Origin of the sequence: Streptomyces sp. NBC_00659 (assembly GCF_036226925.1) — a bacterium.
Lineage (GTDB): Bacteria > Actinomycetota > Actinomycetes > Streptomycetales > Streptomycetaceae > Streptomyces.
In genome coordinates this window covers 558,292-580,690 of record NZ_CP109031.1, presented here as the reverse complement: position 1 = coordinate 580,690, position 22,399 = coordinate 558,292, and the positions used below count along the sequence as shown (strand labels likewise).

Here is a 22,399-nt window from a genome sequence, read left to right as displayed (position 1 = left end):
CCCCGGCGCACAGCCTCCGTATGCCCGGCCACGCGAGCGGGCATACGGAGGCGCGTCATACGGAGGCGCGCCGGACTGGCACGCGACAGCGGTGCGGCGGGGGCGGGTCACAGCAAGCTGCTCCAGTACGGCCAGAAGCGGGTGAGGACGAGCAGTGCGATCACCCCGTACCAGGCGCCGAGCAGCATCCAGTGCGTGTCCCGGACGATCACCAGCACACGGCGTGGAGCGAGCAGGATTCCGCGTTCCAGGCAGTGCACGGTGACGTACCAGAACAGAGCGATGGTGGCGATCCACACAACGGCGCAGTAGGGGCAGATCTTGTTGAGTTCGTAGAGCGACTGCGCGATGAGCCAGTGGACGAACACCACTCCCAATAGCGCCCCGGCGTCCAGCGCGAGCCAGAGCCCGCGGTGCAGTCGGGCGCCGGTGAGGACGGCCAGGCCCAGGACGGCCACGGCGGCGAAGGCGCCCAGCCCGAGCAGCATGTTGGGGAAGCCGAACAGGCTGCCCTGCGAGCTGGACATGACGCTGCCGCAGCTCACGACCGGGCTGATGTTGCACGGTGGTTGGTAGGTGGGGTCGCGGAGCAGTCGCCAGTCGTCCACCGTGAGCTGGAAGGAGGCGAGCCAGCCGATGATCCCGGTGAGGAGCATCACCAGGCCCGTCCGGCGGCCGGCGCCCGCTGTGTGCGTGGCCGCGGCCGTCGTGGACCGCGCCGAGAGCGTGGGACCCCGGCTCATCGGGCTCGCCCGGAGTGGGAGGCCCGCCGGGTCCGGCCCGCGGCCGTCGGGGCTGTCGCCGGTGCGGTCCGCCTGCGGTAGACCAGGTACGGCCGGGCGAGGTATCCGATCGGCGCGCTCCACACGTGCACGAGGCGGGTGAACGGCCAGGCGGCGAAGAGCAGACAGGCGCTCAGGGCGTGCAGCTGGAACAGCAGCGGGGCCCCGGAGATGGCCTCCGGCTGCGGCTGGAGAGTGAACAGGCCACGGAACCATACGGAGACGGTGGAACGGTAGTCGTAGCCGGGGCCGAAGACGTTGTGCGTGGCGGTGGCGGTGATGCCCAGCAGGACGGTGGCGGACAGGAGCGGGAAGAGGACCTTGTCGCTGCGGTCGGTGCCCAGCCGGATCCGCCGGGTCAGCAGCCGTCGGGCGCACAGCATGCCGAGCCCCGCGACCATGGCGACGCCCGCGACCGAGCCCGCCCAGACGGCCGTGGTGTGGTACGCGTGCTCGGAGATGCCGGCGGCCTCGGTCCACGAGTCGGGGATCGCGAGCCCCACGACATGTCCGCCGATCACCATGAAGGCACCCAGGTGGAACAGCGGACTGGCCCAGCGCAGCCAGCGGTGTTCGAAGAGCTGGCTGGTACGGGAGGTCCACCCGAACTGGTCCTGCCGGTAACGCCAGATGTGCCCGACTACGAACACCGCGAGACAGATGTACGGGACGGCGACCCACAGGAGCAGACCGGCGCCGCTCACGGAGGCGGCGGCCACGGGGAGGAGCGGGGCGTTCATCGGGGGCCTTCCGTACGGCTGGTCGGGTGGGCCGGCACACGGGTCGGCGGGGCGGGTATCGGGGGCACGAACGTGCCGGGAGGGGCGAACTCCCCCTCCCCGTAGGTTCCGTAGGGGTCGAGTCCGACCTCCTCGTCGGGCGGCCCCTCGGCGATCAGCTGGGCCACCGCGGCCCGGTCCGCCTCGGTGGGCGGCGGGAGCAGGGTGAGCAGTGCCCCCAGTACGTGCCGGTAGGGGGAGTCGGCGTCGTTCAGCGCCTGGTGGATCAGTTCCAGTCCGCGCCGGTGCTGACGCAGCGGCGCCTCGCCCGGGCCGGTGCCGGTGAGGGCGGCGAACTCCAGCACGACCGGGAGGTGGTCGGGCAGTTCACCCCCGTCGGTGTCCCAGCCGGCGGCCTTGTAACGCTGGTTCAGGGTGAGCAGGGCCATCCCGCGGCGGCGGGTGTCGCCGTGCAGGTAGTAGGTGAGGTAGAGGCTGCTCTTGCGCCGCAGGTCGAACATCTCGACGTAGTGGCGCTCCAGCGCGTCCGGCTCCTGCGAGGCGAGCCAGGCCGTGAAGGAGGCCAGATCCTCGGCGGCGGGTGAGGGGGGCAGCGCCTCGACGGCTGCGGTCAGGACCGGCCGGGCGGCGGTGAGTTCGGCGTCCGGGTACTGGAGAAACAGCGAGCACAGCCGCAGCAGCAGCGTGCGCGCCTCGGCCTCCTGCGGCGTGAGCCGTGCCGGGCGGCGTACGGCCGCCCGGACACGGGTGCGGACGAGGGCGGGAATGGTTGCGGGCAGCGGGCTCACGGTCGGTCTCCGGTGTTCTTGCGGCGCAGGGTGGGGATTCCGAGCATCACCCGTCCGCCACCGGTGTCCTCCGGGGCGCCGGACGACTCGACCGGGCAGCGGTTCTCCATGGCGGTGAGGGCGGCGGCGTCCTCCTTGTGCGCGGCGGGGACCACATAGCGGTCGGCGTACTTCGCGATCGCGAGCAGCCGGTGCATGTCCTCCGCGTCCCGGACGGTGAGGCCCACGGCCTTGAGCACCGCCTCGTCACCCTCCTCGCCCAGGGTGCGCTCGCGCATGAAGGAACGCAGTGCGGTGAGCTTCATCAGCACTCCGCCGACCACGTCCGCGTCCCCGGCCGTGAACAGCTCCGCCAGGTACTCCAGCGGGATGCGCAGCCGGGTGACGGCGGCGAAGACATGGTCGGGGTCGTCCTGGTTCCCGCCCGCCGCGTCCACGGCGTCCAGCACGGGCGACAGCGGGGGCACGTACCAGACCATCGGCAGGGTGCGGTACTCCGGGTGCAGCGGCAGTGCCACCTTGTACCGCATGACCAGGTCGTACACCGGGGAGCGGCGGGCCGCGTCCAGCCAGTCCTCGGGGATGCCGGACTCCCGTGCGGCCGCGATGACTTCGGGGTCGCGCGGGTCGAGGAAGACGCCGCGCTGGGCGTCCAGCAGGTCCTTCTCGTCAGGGGTGGCCGCGGCCTCGCCGACCCGGTCGGCGTCGTAGAGGAGCAGTCCGAGGTAGCGCAGGCGTCCGACACAGGTCTCGGAGCAGACGGTGGGCTGGCCGGCCTCGATCCGCGGGAAGCAGAAGGTGCACTTCTCGGCCTTGCCGGTGGCGTGGTTGACGTACACCTTCTTGTACGGGCACGCCGTCACGCACATCCGCCAGCCGCGGCACTTGTCCTGGTCGACCAGGACGATGCCGTCCTCGACCCGCTTGTACATCGCGCCGGACGGACAGGCCGACACACAGGCCGGGTTGAGGCAGTGCTCGCACAGGCGCGGGAGATGGAAGAGGAAGGTCTGCTCGAACTCGAACTTGACCTTCTCGGCCCATTCGCTGCTGAGGTTGGGGTCGGCGCCGGCGTTCTCGCCCGCTCCGCCGAGGCCGTCCTCCCAGTTGGCGCCCCAGGTGATGGCGGTGGGCTTGCCGGTGAGGACCGAACGGGGGCGGGCCACCGGCATGTCCGGGCCCGCCGGGGCGCTGACCAGGTTGTCGTAGTCGTAGGTGACCGGCTCGTAGTAGTCCTCGATGGACGGCAGGTCGGGGTTGGAGAACAGCGACAGCAGTCGCTTCAGACGGCCTCCGGAGCGCAGGACGAGCCGTCCGCGCTTGTCGAGCATCCAGCCGCCCTTCCAGTGCTCCTGGTCCTCGTAGCGGCGGGGGTAGCCGACGCCGGGCTTGGTCTCGACGTTGTTGAACCACGCGTACTCGACACCGGTGCGGTTGGTCCACGTCTGCTTGCAGGTGACCGAGCAGGTGTGGCAGCCGATGCACTTGTCGAGGTTCATCACCATGGCGATCTGGGCCATGACGCGTCCGATGGTGGCTTCGCCACGGGGCATGTCAGTACTCCACTTGCTGGCTGCGACGGCGGATGACGGTGACCTCGTCGCGCTGGTTGCCGGTCGGGCCGTAGTAGTTGAAGGCGTACGTGAACTGGGCGTAGCCGCCCGCCAGATGCGTGGGCTTGATCAGCAGGCGGGTCAGGGAGTTGTGGATGCCGCCGCGCCTGCCGCTGACCTCGGTCTTCGGCACGTTCACGTTGCGGTCCTGGGCGTGGTACATGTACACCGTGCCCTCGGGCATGCGGTGGCTGACCACGGAGCGGGCGGCGACGACACCGTTGCGGTTGTACGCCTCGATCCACTCGTTGTCCTTGACGCCGATCTTCTCGGCATCGGCGGTGGACATCCAGATCACCGGACCGCCCCGTGACAGCGCCAGCATGTGGGCGTTGTCCTGGTAGTTGGAGTGGATGGACCACTTCGAGTGCGGGGTCAGATAGCGGACCGTGACCTCCGCCCGGCCGTCCTCGTGCAGCTGATCGTCTCCGTAGTGCTTGGGCGTGTTCAACGGGGGCCGGTAGACCGGGAGTTGTTCGCCGAACTCGGCCATCCAGTCGTGCTGGACGAAGAAGTGCTGCCGTCCGGTGAGGGTGTGCCAGGGCTTCTTGTGCTCGGTGTTGATGACGAACGCCGAGTAGCGCCGCCCGCCGGCCTCGCTGCCCGACCACTCGTACGACGTCATCACGGCGCGGGGCTGGGTGCGGGTGTCGGCGAATGTGATGCGCTCGCCCTCCCGTTCGGCGGCGAGCTCCACGAGACCCTTGCTGCCGGTCTGCCGTTCCAGCTCGCGGAAGCCCTCGGTGGCCAGGCGCCCGTTGGTGGTGCCGGACAGGGCGAGGATCGCCTCGCACATGTCGGAGGCGGTGGCCAGTGAGGGGCGCCCGGCGGCGACTCCGTCCCGGACGGTGCCGTTGCGGTGGCGCAGGTCGTCCAGTTCCTGGTTCGGGTGGACGGTGACGCCCTTGGTGGTGGTGCCGAGGGTGTCGAGGAGGGGGCCGATGGCCCGCATCTTCTGTGCCACCGCCGCGTAGTCCCGCTCGATGACGACGAGCTTGGGCATGGTCCGGCCGGGCACCGGCTCGCACTCGCCGGCCTTCCAGTCCCGAACGACCCCACCCGGCTGGGCGAGTTCGTCGGGAGTGTCGTGCAGCAGCGGTACGGCCAGGACGTCGGTGCGGGTGCCGAGGTGCTCACCGGCCAGTTCGCTGAACTTGTCGGCGATGGTCAGGAACGTGTCGTAGTCGGTGCGGGCCTGCCAGGGCGGGGCGATGGCCGGGGTGAAGGCGTGCACGAAGGGGTGCATGTCCGTGCTGGACAGGTCGTCCTTCTCGTACCAGGTGGCGGCCGGCAGGACGACGTCGGAGAGCAGGCTGGTCGAGGTCATCCGGAAGTCCATGGTGACCAGCAGGTCGAGCTTGCCCTCGGGGGCCTCCTCCCGCCACACCACGTCCTGCGGGCGTGCCTCGGGCGGGGTCTCCTCGGAGCGGACCGCCGCGTCCGTGCCCAGCAGATGGCGCAGGAAGTACTCGTTGCCCTTGCCGGAGGAGCCCAGCAGGTTGGCCCGCCAGACGGTCAGTACGCGGGGGAAGTTGGCGGGGTCGTCGGGGTCCTCGGCGGCGAACCGCAGCCGCCCGGACTTGAGTTCGTCGACGATGTGCTCGGCGACGGGACGCCCGGCGGCGGCCGCCTCGTCGGTGAGGTCGAGGGGGTTGCGGTTGAAGCCGGGGTGACCGGGGGTCCAGCCCATGCGGATCGCCTGGGCCAGACAGTCGGCGGTGGACTTGCCCGCGAAGCGTCCCTCGCCCAGCGGCGACGCCAACTCGTCGGGCCCGATGGCCTCGTAGCGCCACTGGTCGGTGTTGAGGTACCAGTACGAGGTGCCGGCCATGTGCCGGGTGGGCCGCTGCCAGTCGAAGGCGAACGACAGGTGCTGCTGCCCGGTGACCGGGCGGACCTTCTCCTGGCCGACGTAGTGCGCCCAGCCGCCACCGTTGACGCCCTGGCAGCCGGTCATGGTGGTCAGTGCGAGGAAGGCACGGTAGATGGTGTCGGAGTGGAACCAGTGGTTGGTGCCCGCTCCCATCGCGATCATCGAACGGCCGTTGGTGCGCTCGGCGTTGCGGGCGAACTCCCGGGCGATCCGGGCCGCCTGCTCGGCCGGGACCGACGTGATCGTCTCCTGCCAGGCCGGCGTGTACGGCTCGGACGCGTCCTCGTACGACGAGGGCCAGTTGCCCGGCAGGCCCGGACGAGCCACGCCGTACTGGGCCAGCATCAGATCGAACACCGTGGTCACGAGCCGTCCATCGATCCTGCGGACGGGAACCCCGCGCACCATCGTCGAGCCGCCTTCGGTGGCACCCTCGTCGAACCGGGGCAGCGCGACGGCGACGGTGTCCTCGGCCCGCTCCAGCAGGCTCAACTCGGGTACGACATCGCCCAGTTCGAGGTTCCAGCGGCCCGCGCCGGTCTCTCCCCACCGGAAGCCGAGCGAACCGTTCGGCACGACGGCTTCGCCGGTCACGCTGTCCAGGAGGACGGTCTTGGACCCCGCGTTCTCCTCGGTCCCCTCGTCGTGCCCGAGGTCGGCGGCGGTCAGGAACCCGTCCGGGACCAGTCCCAGCTCGTGCTCGCGCAGGGTCACCAGGAAAGGAGCGTCCGTGAACGTCCTCAAGTACTTCTGGAAGTAAGGCACTTCGCGGTCGACCAGGAACTCGCGCAGGATCACGTGGCCCATGGCCATCGCCAGCGCCCCGTCCGTTCCGGGGTGCGGGGAGAGCCATTCGTCGGCGTGCTTGACGTTGTCGGCGTAGTCGGGGCTGACCGCGACGACCTTCGTGCCGTTGTAACGGGTCTCGGTGAGGAAGTGCGCGTCGGGCGTGCGGGTGACGGGGATGTTGGAGCCCCACATCACCAGGTAGCCGGCGTTCCACCAGTCGGCCGCCTCGGGGACGTCGGTCTGGTCGCCGAAGACCTGCGGGGAGGCGATCGGCAGGTCGGCGTACCAGTCGTAGAACGACAGCAGCGTGCCGCCGATCAGCGACATGAACCGGGTGCCGGCCGCGAACGACGCCATCGACATCGCCGGGATCGGGGAGAAGCCCGCCACCCGGTCCGGACCGTAGGCCTTGACCGTGTGGACGTGGGCGGCGGCGACCAGCTCGCTCACCTCGTCCCAGTCGGCGCGCACCAGACCGCCCTTGCCGCGGGCCCGCTTGTACGCCCGCGCCTTCGCCGGGTCGGAGGTGATCTCCGCCCAGGCCGCGACCGGGTCGCCGAGCCGCTTGCGTGCCTCGCGCCACATCTTCAGCAGCGTGCCGCGCACATAGGGGTAGCGGACCCGGCTGGGGGAGTAGGTGTACCAGGAGAACGACGCTCCGCGCGGGCAGCCGCGCGGCTCGTACTCGGGGCAGTCCGTGCCGATCGACGGATAGTCGGTGGCCTGGTGTTCCCAGGTGATGATGCCGTCCTTGACGTACACCATCCACGAGCAGGACCCGGTGCAGTTGACGCCGTGTGTGGACCGTACGACCTTGTCGTGCGCCCACCGGTTGCGGTAGAAGCCCTCCCACTTCGGGTCGCCCTCGCCGAACACGGCGCGGCCGTCGGCCGACACCTCACGGCGGGTGAGCAGCCGCCGGGCGGCCAGCGGCCAGCTCTCACCGGCGCGCGACGCCTGCCCTCGTACGTTCTGATCGTTCTCCATGGCTGGGACGCTAGACGCCACGGACCTCGGCGCACTTGGGTCCGGCCGTCCCTGCCGGACCGCTTTCCGGCCCACTCCGGACGGTCGCAACAGGGCCGAACGGCCCCTGTGCCGGGTCCGGTCGGCGGCGGCCGGGCCTGGCGCCACTGCCGCGAACGGGGACCTTCGCACCCCTGGACGCCTGTCGCCGAAAGGGACCGTCGGCCCTGTGCACCCGTCAGGAAAAGGGCCCATCGGCCCCGTTCGAGAAGACCATCGGCCGCCGCGCCGACCACCGCCGCCGGTGGACGCTGACGGCGACCGATTCGGAGGAATCCCGTGCACGACCACATCGCCCGCCCTCGAGGCCGATCCCACCGCTGCCGCTCACGGTGGGAGCCGCGCGCGGTCCGGCCCGGTCACCGTCCGGCCGCCCCGCTCGTCTGCCCTGACTCCAGGGCGGCCGGACACACCCGCAGGACGCCGGGAAGGACCGCGCGATGAACGCCGCCACGCACGCCATCCGCCGTCAGCGCCACGACGCGGAGCAGCGGCCCTTCATCGTCATCTGGGAGTCCACCCGGGCCTGCCCGCTGGCCTGTCTCCACTGCCGTGCCGAGGCAGTGCCCGACCGCGACCCGCGGGAACTGGACACCGTCGCCGCTCAGGACCTGCTGCGCCAGGTGGCCTCCTTCGGGAAGCCGGCCCCCCTGTTCGTGATCACCGGAGGGGACCCCTTCCAGCGCCCCGACCTGACGGACCTCATCGCCTACGGCAGGAGCATCGGGGTCCGGGTCGCCGTCTCGCCCTCCGGTACCCCGACGCTCACCGCGGAGCGACTGCGCGCCGTGCACGCCGCGGGCGCGTCCGGGCTCTCCCTCAGCCTGGACGGCTCCACCGCCGAACTCCACGACGCCTTCCGCGGAGTGCCCGGAGTGTTCCGCTGGACCCTGGACGCCTGGGACACGGCTCGCGCCCTCGGTATGAAGGTGCAGATCAACACCACGGTCACCCGGCACAACCTGCACGACCTCCCCGACATCGTCCGCCTGGTCGCCGAGCACGGGGCGATGCTGTGGAGTGCCTTCTTCCTGGTACCCACCGGCCGGGGCCGGGGCCTCGGCGTGCTGACGCCCGGCGAGGTCGAGGACGTTCTCAACTTCGTCCACGACGTGGGCCTGACCATCCCCGCCAAGACCACCGAAGCCCATCATTTCCGCCGGGTCGCGCTCCAGCGGCAGATCCTCGCGGACAAGGGCGACGACCATCTCGCGGTGCTGGGACTCGGCCCGCTGTACAGGGAGTTGCGTGACCGCGCCGCCGACCTGGGACTGGACACCGGAGCGCGCCGGGTCAGGCGTCCGCCGCTCGACGTCAACGCGGGCCGTGGATTCGTCTTCGTCTCGCACACCGGATCCGTCCACCCCAGCGGATTCCTGCCGCTCGGCGCGGGCAGCGTTCGCGAGCGGCCGCTGACGGAGATCTACCGCACCTCCGAACTGTTCACCGGTCTGCGGGACGCGGGCAGGCTGGGCGGCAGGTGCGGGGCGTGCGAGTTCCGCCGGGTCTGCGGCGGCTCCCGCTCGCGCGCCTACGGCGTCACCGGCGACCCCTACGCCGAGGAGCCGTGGTGCGGCTACGTCCCCGGGTCCTTCCCCCACCAGCGGGAACTGGCCGCACTGCTGGCCGGCGGTGCCTACGCGCAGCCGCCTGTCCGTCCCCGTCCGACCGCCGCCCCCGGCGGCAAGGAGCACCGTGCACAGCAAGAACGATGAACCGGCTGCCGACGGTACCCGACCGCCCAGCAGGTTCAAGGCGTCCGGACAACGCGGCCGTCACCTGGCCGCCCACGCACTCGTGGCGGCCTGGGCGGTGCTCGCGCTGTCGGCGGCGAGTGCCCAGCAGACGCTGCCGGTTGCCCGCTGGCTCGCGATCCACCTGTTCCTGCTCGGCGCCGCGACCACGGCGATCGTGGTGTGGAGCGAGCACTTCGCGGTCGCCATGCTCCACACCCGGCTGCCCGACCGGCGGTGGAGCAACGGCCGGCTGGCCGGAGTCAACATCGGGGCGGTGGGTGTCCTCACCGGAGTGTGGACGGATCTGCCTGTCCTGACCGGCGCCGGGTGTGCGCTGCTGGTCACCGGCATCACCGCGCACCTGGTGGTACTCGTCCGCATGGGCCGGGGAGCGCTCGGCGGACGGCTCGCCCCGATCGCCGACTACTACCGGGCGGCCGCGGCGGCGCTGATCGTCGGGGCGGTCCTGGGCTGGCTGCTGGCCACCGGGAAGGCCGGCCCGCAGCACTACACCGGGCTGAAGCTGGCCCATGTGCACGTGACGCTCCTCGGCTGGATCGGACTGCCCGTGCTGGGCACGCTGTTCATGCTCTGGCCCACCGTGCTCGGCGTGCGCATGGCCGAGCGCACCACCCGGCTGGCGCGCCGGGTGCTGCTGCTGACCGGCGGCGGCCTGCTGACCGCGGTCGCCGGACTGGCGGCCGGCCGGCGTCCCGCCGCCGCACTGGGCATGGCCCTGTACGCGGCCGGGGTCGCCGTCACCGGGCACCTGTTCGCCCGTACGGTGCGCAGGAGGCCCGCGATCTCGGCGGCCGCCGCGTGGATGCTGGCCGCGGCCCTGGCATGGCTGGCCGTCGGCGTGGTCGTCGACCTGGGGCTCCTGGTCGCGCGACCGCTCGCGCAGGTACAGCACGACATCGGCTCCCTGATCCCGGTGCTGCTCGTCGGGCTGGTCGCCCAGGTCCTCTTCGGGGCCCTGACCTATCTCCTCCCCATCGTGCTCTCCTCCGGCCCGAAGGAGCGGGCCGCGCTGAGGGCGATGCTGGAGCGGTACTGGCCGCTGCGGCTGACCGTCCTCAACCTCGGCGTCGCCTTGTCGGCACTGCCGCTGCCCCACCCCGCCGGCACCGCGGGCGCGCTCCTCGCAGGGACGGCCGGGGCCGCGTTCCTCGCCCTGGTGGTGTCCGTGCTCGTCCGCAGCGGCCGCGGGCTCCTGCGGGAGGCCGGCCGGGCCGGCGGGGCACGGCGTCCCGTGCTGTGGGGCACCGCCGCGGGTGCCGTGGTGACCGTGCTGGCCGTGCTGGTGGCGAACAGCGGTGGCGGCGCGGGCGGTTCGGACGTCGCCGCCGGGGCGGCGGGCGGGGGCTCCGGAGCGAGCCGTACCGTCGCCGTGACCCTGGCCGACATGCGGATCCGCCCGCCCCTGATCGAGGTCGCGGCGGGCACCGACCTGCGGCTGAAGGTCACCAACACCGACTCCCAGCGGCACGACCTCAAGGTGGAGAACGGCCCCGCCACCCCGATGCTCGCCAAGGGGCACAGCAGGGTGCTCGACCTCGGACCGGTCACCACGGGCCGTCAGGCGTGGTGCACCCTGCCGGGCCACCGCGCGGCCGGGATGACCTTGGACATCGTCGTGAAGAAGGGAGGCACGGCGACGCCCGCCACCGGACGGACGGGACACACGCCGACCGGACACGACGGGCACATGCCGGCCGCCGCCACCGACGGCCTGGACCTCTCCGCCGACTTCTCCACCGGCTGGCAGCCACGCACCGCCGACCTGGCCCCCGCGCCGGGCGGTGCGGTGCACAGGGCCGAGCTGCACGCCGCTCACACCGAGATCGAGGTGGCCCCGGGCGTGAAGCAGCGGATGTGGACCTTCGGCGGCACCGCGCCGGGCCCCACCCTGCATGGCAGGGTCGGCGACGTCTTCGAGGTCACCCTCGTCAACGACGACACCGGCATGGGCCACGGCATCGACTTCCACGCAGGCTCCCTCGCACCCGACACGCCCATGCGCACGATCCAGCCCGGCGAGCACCTGGTCTACCGCTTCCGCGCCGAGAGGGCCGGAGCCTGGCTGTACCACTGCAGCACCGCACCGATGCTCCAGCACATGGGCAACGGCATGTACGGCGCCGTCGTCATCGACCCGCCCGGCCTGAAGAAGGTCGACCACGCATACGTACTGGTCTCCTCCGAGCTCTACCTCGGTACGCCGGGCAGTACCGCCCAGGTGACGAAGATGCGCCAGGACACCCCGGACGCCTGGGTGTTCAACGGCGTCGCCGACCAGTACACCCAGCGGCCCCTGAAGGCGAAGGCCGGTGAAAGGGCGCGCTTCTGGGTCGTCGCCGCCGGGCCGAGCGACGGCATCGCCTTCCACATCGTCGGCACCGTCTTCGACACCGTGTACAAGGAGGGCGCCTACCTGCTCCGGCCGGACCAGGCGGGCGGCGCCCAAGTGCTCGACCTGGGCACGGCGCAGGGCGGCTTCGTCGAGACGACGTTCCCCGAGGCCGGCCACTACGCCTTCGTCGACCACGACATGCGCCACGCCGAGGCCGGCGCACACGGCATGGTGGAGGTGAGCGGCTGATGGACACCGTCGGCTGGTGGTCCCTGGTGCGCTTCGCGCATGTGACGGGCGCCGTCCTGTGGGTCGGTGGGCAACTGGCCCTGTCCCTGGTGATCCTGCCGCTGGCCCGCCGTCTGCTCCCCCCGGAGCCCAAGGACCGCTTCACCTCCGCCGCGGGTCGCCGGTTCGGGATGCTGACCGGGGCGGTGTTCCTTCCGGTGCAGCTGTGCACGGGCTGGGCCATGGCCTGGCACAGGGGCGTCACCTGGTCCTCGCTCGCCGAGCCCGGCTACGGCCGCACCCTGGCGGCCAAACTCGCCCTGTTCGCCGTGGTGATGATCGCCGCGGCGGGCCACGGCATCGCCCAGGCCAGGGGCCGCCCGGATCTGGCCCGTTCCCTGGCGGTCGTCTCCCTCGTCGGCTCACTCGGCGTCGTCCTGCTCGCCACCGCCCTGCCCACTACCTGACCCGACCCGCGCCGTCTATTTCGGTGGAGCATGACAGGAGTGGTTGTCACAGTGGTCGGCATGGATCTTTCTCCCGACACCGTGCTCGTCTTCGACCGAGACGAAGACCTGCTCGTCTTCGAGTCCTTCGAGCATGCCACGAACTACCTGGAAGCCGTTGATGTGTCGGAGGGTGAGTACACGGCCGCCTACACCCCGGACGGTCGCGTGCTGACACTCGCCGCACCTGAAGGATGGCGAGGACCGGTCGTTCTGACCACGACCGATGGAGTCGACCCGACCGGTCTGGAGCAGAGGGTGGCCCGTTACCGGCAACTCCATCAGGTGGGTCGGACGCCGTGTGCCCCGGTGCCGACAGCGCGTTTCCTGATCGGCAGGGACGACAGGCCCCGCAGATCACCGCGCTGAGGAGGCGACGGGGGTACAGCCGTCGGCAGCCTCCATGCGACATGGGGCCGCACCTCACCTCACCGGTTGTCCGGCTTCGCGCGTCCGAACCCGAACACCCCCCGGCGTCGCCTTCGTTGTGGCAGGGGGGCGAGGACCGGCGAGGGGACCCCCAGTGCGGCCAGTCGGGAAAGGAGCGCTGTCTCCTGCTCTCGAGTGACGGCGATGCACAGGGAGGTTCCTGTGTCGCCGGCGCCGAATATCGAGCAGTCGCCGTGCCGGCCGTCCGCGTTGATCGTGTAAGGAACCAGGTCCAGGAGCACGCCGAACTGCTCGTCGTCGCGCACGTCGATGTCGATTCCCATGCCGAGGTCGCCCCGCCGGGAACGAGTGCCGTCGGCGACCTGCTCACGGGCGAGGGACAACGCGCGTTCGTAGGAGTTGAGTACGGCAGGCGGCCAAGGTTCGTCGCTGTAGGCGTCGAGGTCGGCCGAGTCGATGTCGGAGCGCAGGACACGGAGCGCCTCGCGGTGAACGCGCCGGACGTCGGCCGGACTCAGTCCGTCCGCCATGACGAACTCGTTCCGCGGGACGCCCCGTTGGCTGGTCATGGACGACACCCTATGCGCTGCCGAGGGCTCGTCCGGCAGGGTGAGCAGCGACGCGGCGGTGATGCCGGTGATCACCGCGACCGCTGTGGCCGTCGAGAACTCTCGCCGCGCCGTCCACCTCGCCGATCGAGGCCGCATGGCCCGCAGGGTGGGGCCGTTCAACCCTCCTCTTGAAGGGGGCGACGTCGGAGGGTTGACGCAACGGAGGAGAACGCTGCGAAGGAGCCTCGATGCAGACCCGGAAATCCGACGCCGCAACGGTTCATGCCCTGCTGGCCGCGGCGGTGGCGGCGCCGTCGATACACAACACGCAACCCTGGCGGTTCGGCCTGGACCCGGACACCGGATTGATCCAGGTCCGTCTTGACCGACGTCGACCGCTGCCCAGGGCAGATCCCCGGCTGCGCGCCCAGCACCTGTCCGTGGGCGCGGCCGTCTTCAACCTCCGGGTGGCGGCCGAGCATCTCGGCTGGGATCCGGTCGTCCGGCTCTGTCCGTCCCCGGACGATCCGGACCTGCTGGCCACCGTACGGCTGGCTCGGCCTGTCGCTGACGCGCAGTTGCCCTTGCGCGATCTGTACGAGCAGATCGAGCGTCGACACACGAGCAGGATGCCCTTCACCGGTCGCCCGGTGCCGGAGCCGATCGTGCTCGAGATGACGAGTTCGGCGCGGGCCGAGGGCGCGCACCTGGAGGTTCCCGACATCATCGGAACCCGGCGTCTGCTGCGCCTGACGCAGGCGGCCGAGGTCCGCAACGCCGCCGACCCGGCTCGCGCGGACGAGGAGCGCACCTGGATCACCGTGCCGGGAAGCGACGCGATGTACGGCGTTCCGATCACAGCCCTGGGCGCGCGGGACATGTCCGGCCGGATGCCGGTGCGTGACTTCACCGGCGGGCTGCCCGTGCCGCGGATGCCGGCCCTGCGTTTCGAACGCCACGCCCAGGTGGCCCTGTTGTGGACGCCCTACGACTGGCGGGAGGACTGGCTGAGAGCAGGGCAGGCCCTGGAGCGAGTGCTGCTCGCGGCGACCCGGCGCGGGGTGCGTACCTCGGTGCTGCACCAGGCGATGGAGTGGCCGGACCTGCGGGCCGCGATGGCCGGAGCGAAGCGGCGGTGCGGGCCGCAGGTGCTCATCCGCTTCGGATACGGCACCGACGCGGGCCCCACACCGCGTGCCTGCGCAGACCTCGTACCGGGTTCTGCCACGAGGCCGGATCCGGAAGATCGCTCACATCGATACTGACATCCGGACCGATACGGGGACCGGGCGGACGCACTGACTGCGCCCGGCCGCCTCGAACGCGACGACTGCGCCGTCCGTCACGCGGACGAGATCCGACGTGGTGCGCAGCAGGACAGAACTGTCCGTGTCCAGGCGGAAGTTGACGGGAAGGACCGCGGGCAGTGCCTGTCGGGCGTACACCACGCGGCCGACCGGGACCTTGGCCGGGAGGCGTACGCACTCCCGCCGGTCGAGTTCGTGCAAGGCGTCGTCCTGGGACATCGAAGCATCGCCTCTCCGTCTGCCCAGGACCGTGTAGGGCCGGGCGGTCCTGGTCCGGGGGAGGCGAAGGGGGCCTTGTGGAGGAACGGTTGGGTCCTCATCAGGGACCGTCCGACCGGGAGGCAGGGACTCATGGCCCCATGTACGGGGAGGAACGCGGGCCCATGGTGGTCGGTGGGGTTCCGGCCCGCCGGCGAGAGGCCTGCGGTGCCTGGGGGATCCCGGTGCTGCGGCACCACCGTGAGAGGGAGGGGATGGACAGCATGGTCCAGCCATTGAAGTCGAAGGACGGCAGCTCGCCGTCGGAGGCACCGGTGTCCCGGCAGGCGTGGCTGATGCTGGCTCTGGCCACCGTCGGCTTTGCCGTGAACTTCTGGGCCTGGGCCCTGGTCAGCCCGCTCGGTCCCCGGTTCAAGGACACACTCGAGCTGTCGTCGTTCCAGCAGTCGCTGCTGGTGGCGGTGCCCGTCGTGGTCGGTTCCCTGGGCCGTGTCCCGGTCGGCGCGCTGACCGACCGGTACGGCGGTCGCATCATGTTCCCGACCGTGTCGGCCGTCACCATCCTGCCGGTGCTCTACCTCGGCCTGGCCGGGCACTCTTCCCTCACCGCGTTGCTGATCGGCGGGTTCTTCCTCGGTGTCGGTGGCACCACCTTCGCCGTCGGCGTGCCCCTGGTGAACGCCTGGTTCCCGCCCGAGCGGCGCGGCCTGGCCATCGGCATCTTCGGCGCCGGCATGGGCGGCACCGCCATCAGCGCCCTGACCACCGTGAAGCTGGTCGACGCGCACGGTACGACCACACCGTTCCTGATCACCGCCGCGGTCCTGGCCGTCTACGCCGTCGTCGCCGCGCTGCTGCTGCGCGACGCACCCGGCCGTACCGTCCCGACCGAGCCGCTGGGCCGCCGGCTGGCCGCCACCGCCAGGCTGGGCATCACGTGGCAGGCGTCCGCGCTCTACGCCGTGGCCTTCGGCGGCTATGTCGCCTTCTCCGTCTACCTGCCCACCTACCTCAAGACCGGCTACGGCCTGACCCAGGCGGACGCCGCGAACCGCATGGCCGGGTTCGTGCTCCTCGCGGTGGCGATGCGCCCGATGGGTGGCTGGCTGTCGGACCGTATCGGCCCGGTGCGGGTGGTGGCCGGCTCGCTGGCCGTGGTGGTGGCGGGAGCGCTCGTGCAGTCGTCCACACCGGCGCTGGCGCCGCTGGGGACCGTCGCCTTCCTCGCCATGGCGGCCGCGCTCGGTGCGGCCAGCGGAGCGGTCTTCGCCTTGGTGGCGCTGCTGACCCCGGCCGACCAGGTCGGCTCGGTCACCGGTGTGGTCGGTGCCGCGGGCGGCCTCGGCGGCTTCCTGCCGCCCCTGCTGATGGGTTCGCTGTACGGCGCGTACGGCACGTACGCGGCCGGTCTCGCCCTGCTCGCGGTCGTGGCCGCCGTGGCGCTGATCTACACGCTGACCGGTGTTCGCGCCGCCGTGGAAGCCCGCGGGAGCACGCCGGGCACCACGAGCGCGGGCGAGCACCGCACCGTCGGCCACCCGGCCTGACGGCGAACGCACGGGACCGACGGCGACGAAGGACAGGGAGAAGCCCGGTGTGTGAGTACTGCGGCTGCCAGTCCCTGACGACGATCGACGAGCTGACCCGCGAACACGACGAGGCCGTCCGCCTGATCAGCCACCTCCGCCCCGCTCACCAGGAGGGTGGCGCGGCGGAGATGGCGCGGACAGCCCGGGAGTTCGCGACCGTGCTCGGCCCGCACACCCAGGTGGAGGAACGGGGTCTGTTCCCCGCCCTGGCCGGGGACTTCCCCGAGCAGATCGCCGTTCTGGAGGCGGAACCGGGGGCGAGGGATCCGTCTGTGCGGGCGGGATGAACCGCCACCGGGGCAGCGGCTCCGGCGGACGGGTGACGTTCACCGAGCCACCACTCCTTCGTGGTGTCACTGAGGGGCACGATTCGTGCTGCGGTCGGCCAATCGATAAGGTGCCAGGTCACGACCGCACCCGTTCGTTCCACGGGCCGGTCAGGGCTCTGCCGCGGTTTGTGGCACCTCCACTGCTGCCTTGCCGACCCCTGCCTGCCCGGGTCCTGGGACACGGGGGCGCTCTTCACGGCGGGGCAGTCGGGCCCGGCCGACGGGTCAGGAGGAACGAGTGGCACAGATCATCGCCGAGGTCTCACGGACGTTCAACGAGTTTCTGCTCTTGCCCAACCGGACCCGGACCGACTGCTCGCCCACGACGGTCGAGCTGCGCACGCCTCTGGTGCGGCACATCGTGGGCGAGCCGTCGGCGATCGAGCTGCACTCCCCGTTCACGTCCGCGATCATGCAGGCCGTCAGCACACCGGAACTCGCGATCGCGCTCGCTCGCAACGGCGGTCTGAGCTTCCTGCACCACAACCAGTCGATCCAGGACCAGGTCGCCGCGGTCTGCCAAGTGAAGAACTTCAAGGCCGGATTCGTCACCAGCGATACGAACGTCCGGCCCGACGACAGCCTGGGCCTCCTCGTCGACGTCATGCGCCGCACAGGTCACAGCACCGCCGCGGTCACCCACGACGGGACCGCCGCCGGACGCCTGCTCGGCCTGGTGACCTCCCGCGACTTCCACCCGCAACGCCACGACCTCGCCGAACCGGTCAGCGAGCGCATGACCGCCATCGCCGACCTGCCCCATGCCGGGCCTGACGCCACGCTTTCCGAGGCCAACGCCCGGCTGTGGGACGAACGGCTGGACTGCCTCCCAGTGGTGGACGGCGAGGGCAACCTGCAGTATCTGGTGTTCCGGTCCGACTACACGGACAACAAGCGATTCCCGAACCAGGTCGTGGACGCCGCCAAGCGCCTGCGTGTGGGCGCGGGCGTCAACACCCATGACTACCAGGAGCGCATTCCGGCCCTGGTGGAGGCGGGCGCGGACGCCTTGTGCTTCGACTCGTCCGACGGCTACAGCGACTGGCAGGCACAGGCCCTGAACTGGGTGAAGAAGCACTATCCCGAGATCCCGGTCGGCGGCGGCAACGTGGTCGACGGCGAGGCGTTCACCTTCCTCGCCGAGGCGGGGGCGGACTTCGTCAAGGTCGGTGTGGGCGGCGGTTCCATCTGCATCACTCGAGACCAGAAGGGCATCGGCCGCGGCCAGGCCAGCGCTGTGCTGGACGTCGCGGCAGCCCGAGACGCCTTCCGAGAGCGCACCGGCGAGTATGTGCCGATCTGCTCCGACGGCGGCCTGGTCCACGACTACCACGTGGCCCTGGCGCTGGCGATGGGGGCCGACTTCGTCATGATGGGGCGATACTTCGCACGCTTCGACCAAGCGGCCGGCGCGAAACTGCCCACCCGCGACGGCTTCGTGAAGGAGTACTGGGGCGAGGGCTCCAACCGTGCCCGCAACTGGCAGCGTTACGGCCAGGGAGGCCAGGGGCTGGTCTTCGAGGAAGGCGTGGACGGCTACGTCCCCTACGCGGGCGACCTCGACGAAGGGCTCGCCCTGACCGTCGCCAAGCTCAAGACCACGATGGTCTCCTGCGGCTCCGCCACCCTGCCGGAGTTCCAGTCCACGGCCCGGCTGACGCTCGTCTCGGACCAGAGCTTCCAGGAGAGCCACGCCAACGTCACCCTGCGAGACGCCCCGACGACGGTCTCCTGACAAGCCGCCGAGGCCCATCGAGGACTACTGGCCGGAGGGGAATGGCGCACGGCCGGAACAACCCCCTCCCGCCAGGTCGTAGACCAGTGCCTCGGGCCAACGCGGACGCAGTTCATCGACCAGTGTGCTCTTCCCGCTGCCAAACGCGCCGTTCACCCAGACGATCACACGCATCTCCCCGTCACTGGTGCCCTCATGGGGCGAGACCGTCGCCAGAGCCACACACCACGACGCACTGATGGGGGCCGAATCACACTGACAGATCATGCCCGAACGCTCGCCAACGGGAGCCGAAACCCACTGACATGAGAAACCGGCTCGTGCTGTCGAAGCGAGAAGGACCGCTGCCCCACCGGGCTTCAGCAGACTGAACGGAAGAACTTGACGGGGAGCAGCACGAACCTGGAGCGCCACGTCCGTGCTGCTCTCGTGGAGCGGACCCCGTCGGCGCGGCCGCCCATCGTCGCCCTGCGCTTCCTGCCCGACCTCGACACCTGCCTGACCCGAACAGGCTGTGGCCGACTGACCGGCGCGTGCCCGACGACACGCTGCGCCGGCAGCACCGCCTCGCGAGAGAAGCCACCCCGGGCCGGCGGATCACCGCCCCGCTCGGCGAGGGCCGACTGGCCGCTGTTGCACGGGCGGATCTGGCCGATGCCGCGGCACGCGTGACGGTGGAGGCACCCGCTCATGCGGGGCGCATCCATGAACTCGTCGGCGAGCAGGCCATCGGCGGCGCCGATCTGGCCCGCGCGTACGGCCCGCACGTCACCTACGAGCCGGAGCCCCTCTCCCGGACCCGCGCGCGTCGCCGCCCCCGGCGCCGAGCCGTTTCAGGCACCGATGCTGGTGGGAACCTACTCCGCCATCGCGGCCGGCTTCATGTCCCGCACCGACGGTGATCTGCGTCAACTGCTGGGCCGCGCACCGCAATCCGTGCTCACGGCAACCCTCGCACAGCCCGCTGTCCGGCGGATGACGGCGCGTGGAGCGCGGTCCGCCCCCGATGGTGGTGAAGAATCAGGGGCATAGGGGTAGGACCATCACGGGGGAGGGATCCTGATCATGGCTGACGTGCAAGTCCGTAAACACACGAGGCCCGTTGTCGAGAGTGCCGTGGCAAGTCTCGGCGGCTATGACCATGTGGATGCGGTGGCCGTGGATCTCCCGGCAGATACCAGCGCGATCGAGTTCACCCGTATGGTCTTCACCGGGACTCCTGAGTGGGTGCACAGGCTGCTTACCCTGCGGGACATGTTGATGGCGCCCTTCGGACTCCAGTCGCAGAAGCGCGTCCCGGTGCAGGACATCCGGATCGAGCCCGGCCTGAAGATGGGGCCCTTCCGATTGCTGGCCGTGACCGAGGCCGAGGTCTTGTGCGGAGACGACGACAAGCACCTGGACTTCCGTTCCTCTTTCGCGGTTCGTCCGTCTTCCTCTGGTGGAGGGTGGGAAGGCGTGTGCACGACGGTCGTTCGGTTCCACCGCCCGGTCGGACGCTTGTACTTCAAGGCTATTCAGCCATTTCACCATCTGATCGTTCCCCGCGTTGTCGCTGGTGCTGTCCGTGTCTGACAGCCACCCTTGGTGAGGCTCCCGGTGCGGCACACACACGTACTCACAGTCGGACGGCAGCGACCGTCACGGTTCCGTGGACGACGTACGCTCGCCTGTCGAAACGGGTGCCCACGGCCCGAAAGCCCTTGAGGGCATTGATCGTTCGCTCGACTCGTTGCGGCGCTTGCAGATCGATTTGCCGAAGCCTGTCACCTGGACAGGTGGAGCACTTGCCCGATCCGTGCGGCGCCGGTGATGTCGACAGGCTGACTCGGCGAACCCTGGGAACCGTGGCGTGTGCCGGTGGTGACCGTGGAAGGAAAGCCCAGGGCATCGCCCATGTCGACGTCGATCCGGGTGGTGCCGTGTCGGGCGAACAGGTGGGCGGCCAGGCAGGCGGAGCTGTTCACGTTGGCGATGTCCTCGGGTACGCCGATCGATGGAGCGAACATGCGGGCCTCGGCCCGGGCCGTGGCCGGCACAGGGGAGTGGGCGAAGCAGCCCAGCAGGCCCAGACGGTCACACGCGGCGGCGAGCCGGTCGGGAGCGGGGGACAGGGCTGCGAGAGCGGATCGGTCGGTGACGGGGACCAGCAGCCGCGGACGTCCCAGCGTGGCGACGCAGGCCCCTGAGGAACTCACCGCGGGGAGTCCCAGAACGGGGAGAAGGAGCGCGAGTTCCCGTGACGTGGGCTTACGCAGGTCGATCGGCCCGGCCTCGAAGGTGACATGGACGGACGACGAGGTCCCGCGGACCGCGTGCCCCTTGACGACTCGTCCGGACACCCGCACGTCGACCCGGCACTCCTTGCGGTCCGCATGTGCCGCGAGGAAGGCCAGCGCCGCCACAGTCCCGTGGCCGCACGCGGGCAGTTCCCCCTCCCTGGTGAAGAAGCGCGCCGAGACCACGGGCCGTTCGTACGCCCGGCCGTCCGCCGCAGAGCGGTCGTCCGAGAGGAAGACCGCGTGGGAGGTGCCGGCCAGCGCGGGCAGGCGGCGTCGCTCGTCGTCGGTCAACGGGCTGCCGGCCCGGACCGAGAGCCCCTCGTACACGACCGCCGTCGGGCTGCCGCCACGTCCCTCGCGCAAGCATGCCCGCACGAGCGTGACGGGAAGGCCCTCCGGACCAGCGGACGACCCGGACGGGCGACGACTCATCGCGAGTGGGGGAGGAAGTCGGCGAACTCCGGTGCGCCGGGCTCGTGCGGCAGGCGCGCGGCTCGCGCGGCGAAGCTGACGGCGTGGTACCAGCCGCACAGCAGGAGAAGGTCGAGCAACTGGAGCTCGTCGAACGCCGATGCGAGCCGTGCCCACAGCGCGTCGTGGATGTCGGAGTGCTCGTGCAACGCGTCGACGGCCAGGATGAGCAGCCGTTCCCGCTCGGACGTCCAGCACGCGTCGGCGGGACCGCCGTGAACCAGCGACGCCGTCTGCTCGTGGGTGAGGCCGGCCCGCTCGGCGTACGTCATCACGTGCACGCCCCATTCGTAGGCGCAGCCGCACAGCGCGCACGTCCGGTCGATGACGATCTCGCGTTCCCGCAGGGTGAGGGTCAGCTGCCGGCCCAGCTCGTAACGGCCCCAGCCGTGCATGGCGCCGGTCATCGGGAGGTTTCTGGCGAACATCCGGAACAGCCCGATGGGCGGAGCTCCCCCGGGCATCATCCGCGCGAACAGCGCGTCGGCCTGGTCGGTGTACGGCGGCTCCAGCGGGGTTATCCGCGGCATCGGCTCTCCCGGTAGGCGTTGTTTCGAAATCAGAAACGCACGGTCGCCGACGCTAGTGTTTCGAATAACGAAACGCAAGGAGGGTCATGTCGACACCGCGCCCAGGAGTGCCGGTTCGCGGCTCCGTGACCGGCCGCCCGGTCATGGCCGCGATGGACCTGTTCGGCCGTCGCTGGGCACTGCGCATCCTCTGGGAGCTGCGCGAGGGGCCACTCGGTGCCCGCGCGCTGCTGGCGCGGTGCGAGGGCCTGTCGTCCAGCGTCCTCTACCAGCGGCTCCGCGAACTCACGTCGAGCGGGATCGTTGCCAACTCGCCCGACGGCTATGAGCTCACCCACCTCGGAACAGCCCTCGGTGACGCACTCCGCCCACTCGGCGACTGGGCGACCGTATGGGCGCAGGCGCAGGCCCAGCCGCAGGACGGCCAGGATTCCCTGGAGGTGTGAGGTGCCCGGCGAATCGAACCGCCCCGGTCGGTAGTGGGCCGAAGGGGGAGGGCCCTTGTGGGGCGATGGAGGGCCGCATCTCTGTAATGTGGTTGAAACATGCCTAAAGCGGGCAT

19 protein-coding genes and 3 pseudogenes are annotated in these 22,399 nt (G+C 70.8%); 11 read left to right on the top strand and 11 right to left on the bottom strand.

Annotation, left to right across the window (positions count from 1 at the left end; all coding sequences use genetic code 11):
* Positions 1-107: 107 nt before the first annotated feature.
* Genes OG410_RS02355 through OG410_RS02335 form a run of 5 tightly spaced genes read right to left on the bottom strand, consistent with a single transcriptional unit; the run spans position 108 to position 7,572 of the window.
* Positions 108-743, bottom strand: a complete 636-nt coding sequence (locus OG410_RS02355; protein WP_329297532.1) for a vitamin K epoxide reductase family protein — start codon at positions 741-743, stop codon at positions 108-110.
* Positions 740-1,522, bottom strand: a complete 783-nt coding sequence (narI, locus tag OG410_RS02350) for a respiratory nitrate reductase subunit gamma (protein ID WP_329297531.1) — start codon at positions 1,520-1,522, stop codon at positions 740-742. Before narI ends, OG410_RS02355 begins: the two co-directional genes overlap by 4 nt.
* Entirely contained in the window at positions 1,519-2,310 is a 792-nt protein-coding gene (gene narJ, locus OG410_RS02345; RefSeq protein WP_329297530.1) for a nitrate reductase molybdenum cofactor assembly chaperone, read from the bottom strand. Before narJ ends, narI begins: the two co-directional genes overlap by 4 nt.
* A complete protein-coding gene (narH, locus tag OG410_RS02340; RefSeq protein WP_329297529.1) occupies positions 2,307-3,863 on the bottom strand; it encodes a nitrate reductase subunit beta in 1,557 nt (518 codons plus the stop codon). Before narH ends, narJ begins: the two co-directional genes overlap by 4 nt.
* Position 3,864: 1 nt before the next feature.
* Positions 3,865-7,572 carry a nitrate reductase subunit alpha gene (locus tag OG410_RS02335; protein ID WP_329297528.1) on the bottom strand — a complete coding sequence of 1,236 codons (3,708 nt, stop codon included), beginning with the start codon at positions 7,570-7,572 and terminating at the stop codon, positions 3,865-3,867.
* Between the two features lie 479 nt (positions 7,573-8,051).
* Between OG410_RS02335 and OG410_RS02330 the strand changes: the two genes are divergently transcribed.
* The 4 genes from OG410_RS02330 to OG410_RS02315 are packed head-to-tail and all read left to right on the top strand — an operon-like array spanning position 8,052 to position 12,803.
* On the top strand, positions 8,052-9,326 hold the full coding sequence (locus OG410_RS02330; protein WP_329297527.1) for a TIGR04053 family radical SAM/SPASM domain-containing protein: 1,275 nt from the start codon (positions 8,052-8,054) through the stop codon (positions 9,324-9,326).
* On the top strand, positions 9,307-11,949 hold the full coding sequence (locus OG410_RS02325) for a multicopper oxidase domain-containing protein (RefSeq protein ID WP_329297526.1): 2,643 nt from the start codon (positions 9,307-9,309) through the stop codon (positions 11,947-11,949). Before OG410_RS02330 ends, OG410_RS02325 begins: the two co-directional genes overlap by 20 nt.
* Positions 11,949-12,395, top strand: coding sequence for a hypothetical protein (locus OG410_RS02320; protein ID WP_329297525.1), 447 nt, complete (start codon positions 11,949-11,951; stop codon positions 12,393-12,395). Before OG410_RS02325 ends, OG410_RS02320 begins: the two co-directional genes overlap by 1 nt.
* A 60-nt stretch (positions 12,396-12,455) precedes the next feature.
* Entirely contained in the window at positions 12,456-12,803 is a 348-nt protein-coding gene (locus OG410_RS02315; RefSeq protein WP_329297524.1) for a hypothetical protein, read from the top strand.
* Positions 12,804-12,862: 59 nt separating this feature from the next.
* Here OG410_RS02315 and OG410_RS02310 read toward each other — a convergent pair whose 3' ends face one another.
* Entirely contained in the window at positions 12,863-13,531 is a 669-nt protein-coding gene (locus OG410_RS02310) for a hypothetical protein (RefSeq protein ID WP_329297523.1), read from the bottom strand.
* A 92-nt stretch (positions 13,532-13,623) separates the two neighbouring features.
* Between OG410_RS02310 and OG410_RS02305 the strand changes: the two genes are divergently transcribed.
* On the top strand, positions 13,624-14,640 hold the full coding sequence (locus OG410_RS02305; protein WP_329297522.1) for an Acg family FMN-binding oxidoreductase: 1,017 nt from the start codon (positions 13,624-13,626) through the stop codon (positions 14,638-14,640).
* Positions 14,641-14,688: 48 nt separating this feature from the next.
* On the opposite strand, the pseudogene OG410_RS02300 reads toward OG410_RS02305, so the two are convergent.
* Positions 14,689-14,901 (bottom strand): annotated as a pseudogene (locus OG410_RS02300) (pyridoxamine 5'-phosphate oxidase family protein); the annotation flags it as partial.
* A 263-nt stretch (positions 14,902-15,164) separates the two neighbouring features.
* On the opposite strand from OG410_RS02300, the gene OG410_RS02295 reads away from it, so the two are divergent.
* The 3 genes from OG410_RS02295 (at position 15,165) to OG410_RS02285 (ending at position 18,554) form a co-directional block, all read left to right on the top strand.
* The gene (locus tag OG410_RS02295) at positions 15,165-16,448 is read left to right on the top strand and encodes an MFS transporter (protein ID WP_443063870.1); all 1,284 of its coding nucleotides are present in this window, start codon (positions 15,165-15,167) and stop codon (positions 16,446-16,448) included.
* A 47-nt stretch (positions 16,449-16,495) separates the two neighbouring features.
* The gene (locus OG410_RS02290; protein ID WP_329297521.1) at positions 16,496-16,777 is read left to right on the top strand and encodes a hemerythrin domain-containing protein; all 282 of its coding nucleotides are present in this window, start codon (positions 16,496-16,498) and stop codon (positions 16,775-16,777) included.
* Between the two features lie 280 nt (positions 16,778-17,057).
* Positions 17,058-18,554, top strand: a complete 1,497-nt coding sequence (locus OG410_RS02285) for an IMP dehydrogenase (RefSeq protein WP_329297520.1) — start codon at positions 17,058-17,060, stop codon at positions 18,552-18,554.
* Between the two features lie 75 nt (positions 18,555-18,629).
* Here the strand turns inward: OG410_RS02285 and OG410_RS02280 are convergent.
* A pseudogene (locus tag OG410_RS02280) lies at positions 18,630-18,722 on the bottom strand (AAA family ATPase); the annotation flags it as partial.
* Between the two features lie 365 nt (positions 18,723-19,087).
* Here OG410_RS02280 and OG410_RS02275 point away from each other — a divergent pair.
* Positions 19,088-19,456: a hypothetical protein gene (locus OG410_RS02275; RefSeq protein WP_329297519.1), complete on the top strand. Its 369-nt coding sequence runs from the start codon at positions 19,088-19,090 to the stop codon at positions 19,454-19,456.
* Positions 19,457-19,619: 163 nt separating this feature from the next.
* Complete coding sequence (locus OG410_RS02270) at positions 19,620-20,129, top strand: DUF2867 domain-containing protein (protein ID WP_329297518.1); 510 nt, start codon at positions 19,620-19,622, stop codon at positions 20,127-20,129.
* A 43-nt stretch (positions 20,130-20,172) separates the two neighbouring features.
* Here the strand turns inward: OG410_RS02270 and OG410_RS02265 are convergent.
* From OG410_RS02265 to OG410_RS02255, 3 genes and pseudogenes are all read right to left on the bottom strand, one after another.
* Positions 20,173-20,321: pseudogene (locus OG410_RS02265) on the bottom strand (IS5/IS1182 family transposase); the annotation flags it as partial.
* A complete protein-coding gene (locus OG410_RS02260) occupies positions 20,321-21,199 on the bottom strand; it encodes a PhzF family phenazine biosynthesis protein (protein WP_329297517.1) in 879 nt (292 codons plus the stop codon). The gene OG410_RS02260 and the pseudogene OG410_RS02265, both read right to left, overlap by 1 nt.
* A gap of 65 nt (positions 21,200-21,264) precedes the next feature.
* On the bottom strand, positions 21,265-21,837 hold the full coding sequence (locus tag OG410_RS02255) for a carboxymuconolactone decarboxylase family protein (protein ID WP_329297516.1): 573 nt from the start codon (positions 21,835-21,837) through the stop codon (positions 21,265-21,267).
* Positions 21,838-21,980: 143 nt separating this feature from the next.
* Between OG410_RS02255 and OG410_RS02250 the strand changes: the two genes are divergently transcribed.
* Positions 21,981-22,283: a winged helix-turn-helix transcriptional regulator gene (locus OG410_RS02250; protein ID WP_329303998.1), complete on the top strand. Its 303-nt coding sequence runs from the start codon at positions 21,981-21,983 to the stop codon at positions 22,281-22,283.
* Positions 22,284-22,399 lie beyond the last annotated feature (116 nt).

Excerpts from the sequence above, each read along its gene's own strand:
- OG410_RS02355 (WP_329297532.1), bottom strand. The coding sequence starts at position 743 with ATGAGCCGGGGTCCCACGCTCTCGGCGCGGTCCACGACGGCCGCGGCC.
- narI (WP_329297531.1), bottom strand. The coding sequence starts at position 1,522 with ATGAACGCCCCGCTCCTCCCCGTGGCCGCCGCCTCCGTGAGCGGCGCC.
- narH (WP_329297529.1), bottom strand. The coding sequence starts at position 3,863 with ATGCCCCGTGGCGAAGCCACCATCGGACGCGTCATGGCCCAGATCGCC.
- OG410_RS02335 (WP_329297528.1), bottom strand. The coding sequence starts at position 7,572 with ATGGAGAACGATCAGAACGTACGAGGGCAGGCGTCGCGCGCCGGTGAG.
- OG410_RS02330 (WP_329297527.1), top strand. The coding sequence starts at position 8,052 with ATGAACGCCGCCACGCACGCCATCCGCCGTCAGCGCCACGACGCGGAG.
- OG410_RS02320 (WP_329297525.1), top strand. The coding sequence starts at position 11,949 with ATGGACACCGTCGGCTGGTGGTCCCTGGTGCGCTTCGCGCATGTGACG.
- OG410_RS02315 (WP_329297524.1), top strand. The coding sequence starts at position 12,456 with ATGGATCTTTCTCCCGACACCGTGCTCGTCTTCGACCGAGACGAAGAC.
- OG410_RS02310 (WP_329297523.1), bottom strand. The coding sequence starts at position 13,531 with ATGCGGCCTCGATCGGCGAGGTGGACGGCGCGGCGAGAGTTCTCGACG.
- OG410_RS02305 (WP_329297522.1), top strand. The coding sequence starts at position 13,624 with ATGCAGACCCGGAAATCCGACGCCGCAACGGTTCATGCCCTGCTGGCC.
- OG410_RS02295 (WP_443063870.1), top strand. The coding sequence starts at position 15,165 with ATGGTCCAGCCATTGAAGTCGAAGGACGGCAGCTCGCCGTCGGAGGCA.
- OG410_RS02270 (WP_329297518.1), top strand. The coding sequence starts at position 19,620 with ATGGCTGACGTGCAAGTCCGTAAACACACGAGGCCCGTTGTCGAGAGT.
- OG410_RS02255 (WP_329297516.1), bottom strand. The coding sequence starts at position 21,837 with ATGCCGCGGATAACCCCGCTGGAGCCGCCGTACACCGACCAGGCCGAC.
- OG410_RS02250 (WP_329303998.1), top strand. The coding sequence starts at position 21,981 with ATGGCCGCGATGGACCTGTTCGGCCGTCGCTGGGCACTGCGCATCCTC.